This is a genomic window from Micromonospora sp. NPDC047707 (assembly GCF_040704235.1).
Classification (GTDB): Bacteria; Actinomycetota; Actinomycetes; order Mycobacteriales; family Micromonosporaceae; genus Micromonospora.
Genome location: NZ_JBEYSU010000133.1, coordinates 1 through 1,826 on the forward strand (window position 1 = coordinate 1; position 1,826 = coordinate 1,826).

The 1,826-nt window shown below is 67.5% G+C and carries 2 protein-coding genes and 1 pseudogene; all 3 read left to right on the plus strand.

Translation table 11 applies throughout. The features are described 5' to 3' along the window. Nucleotides 1-182, plus strand: a 182-nt coding sequence (locus AB0873_RS32390) for a hypothetical protein (protein WP_366604588.1), incomplete at its 5' end; no start/stop codon positions are given. A gap of 120 nt (nt 183-302) precedes the next feature. Beyond that, nucleotides 303-671: pseudogene (locus AB0873_RS32395) on the plus strand (transposase family protein); the annotation flags it as partial. Between the two features lie 98 nt (nt 672-769). Then, complete coding sequence (locus AB0873_RS32400; protein WP_366604590.1) at nt 770-1,168, plus strand: transposase; 399 nt, start codon at nt 770-772, stop codon at nt 1,166-1,168. Nucleotides 1,169-1,826: the final 658 nt, after the last annotated feature.

Genomic DNA, 1,826 nt, shown 5'->3' on the forward strand with positions numbered 1-1,826 from the left:
CCGCACGCGCCTGCGTCTCATCGTCATACTTCTTCGGTGCTGGCATGATCCTCTCCCTGTTAGATCATGCCCTCCGAGAAACCCAGGCCGATTCACGGTCGCCTCCGGCGAGCCTCGACCTGACCGAGAACCCCGGACAGGATCAAGCCTGCCCGACCGAGGAGACCCTGGCCACCGCATAGTGGCTCTTCGAACTTGAGCGGGGTTCGTGGCTGGGGTCGACCCGAATGTGAAGGGCTCGCAGCTCGCCGGTGATCATCTGAGTGTCGAATTTGGATGGTCACAAGTGAAGAACTGCGAGCATGGTCAACGATACGACCCGGCTGCTGGGCCTGGACGGCCTGGTCGCTGAGCGGGTCGAGGTGGACGCCGCGGGTGTCCCGGTGGTGGACCTGTCCACCGGTTGTGATCAGGCACGATGCTGTCCGCAGTGCGGTCAGCGTGCGCTGAGGGTGAAGCAGTGGACCACGACCCGGCCGCGGGACCTGCCGGTCTCCGGGCGTTCGGTACGGCTGCGCTGGCGCAAGCGCCGCTGGTACTGCCCGACCCCGGCCTGTCCGCGCAAGTCGTTCACTGAGCAGGTAGCGCAGGTCCCGGCCCGATCCAGGCTGACCACCCGGTTACGGCAGGCTGCCGGGGCGGCGGTCGCCGACGCAGGTCGCACGATCGTGCAGGCCGCTCGGGATCACGGCGTCTCGTGGCCTGTCGTCGCCGACGCGTTCACCGCCCACGCGAAGGCGGTGTTGCCGCACGGCCGGAACCGGTCACAGTGCTCGGGATCGACGAGGTCCGCCGGGGCAAACCCCACTGGAAATGGGATGCCCAGGCAGACTCCTGGACCACGACCGCGGACCGGTGGCACGTCGGCTTCGTCGATCTTTCCGGTGGACAGGGCCTGCTCGCCCAGGTCGAAGGCCGCACCACCGCGGCTGTCGCCGGCTGGCTGAGCGAACGCCCACCAGCCTGGCGTGAGCAGGTCCAAGCGGTAGCGATCGACATGTGCACCGTGTTCAAGGCCGCGATCCGGCAGATACTGCCCCACGCGCTGCTGGTCGTCGATCACTTCCACGTCGTGCAAGTGCGCCGTGAGGCGCTGTGTTTCCGAGAGGGGTGCAAGGACCCTCCGCCGGGCTGTCGCAGCAGTTCGGTGAAGCTGGCGGCAGCCTGACTCCGGAGGTGCGGGGAAGGGTGGGAAGCAGCCGCGACAACGACGGGACTTGCCGGTACGGCCAGACGGCGCGGGCCCGGCTAGCGAGGCGGGTAGGTGTAACGCGAGTGAACCAGTGGTTGAACCCCCGTAAGGGTGGAACCGGCTCAAACCTGGCGGATAGGGGCCGGGCAGTAGTACGCGACGCCCTTGGTTGTGCGTGGGCGTCGACTCCTGATCCGGAGAGCATCTCCGGAATGGAGGCCATCGGGGAAGGCCTGCGGCGTACCCGTGGCGAGGCTACCGGGGCAAAGCTGGGCACCGCCCCCGCCGATCGGAACACAGTGAACACGGGAACCGTCCTTTGGTCGCCCTTCCCGCCGTCCGACCAGGGCGGTGGCGGGCAGGTCCACCGTCGGCTGACGGCCAAGGGACGGGGCGGAGTCGTCGTAGTAGTCGCGGGAGTCACGCCCCGCCGTGGAAAGCGGGAGAGCCGCTTGCAGGGCGAAGGACGACAGCGAGTCCGCAGCCTTCGGGCTGGAATGCCAGGAGCACGCCGGTGAATATCGACGATCCATGGCCAACTGTCAAGCCCCGGGTTTGATGGAGAGTTGGTTAGCTGGTTTTCAGGGCTGCGGTGACCGGGTGGGTCATCGCGTGTAGTGCCTCGTGTTCGGCG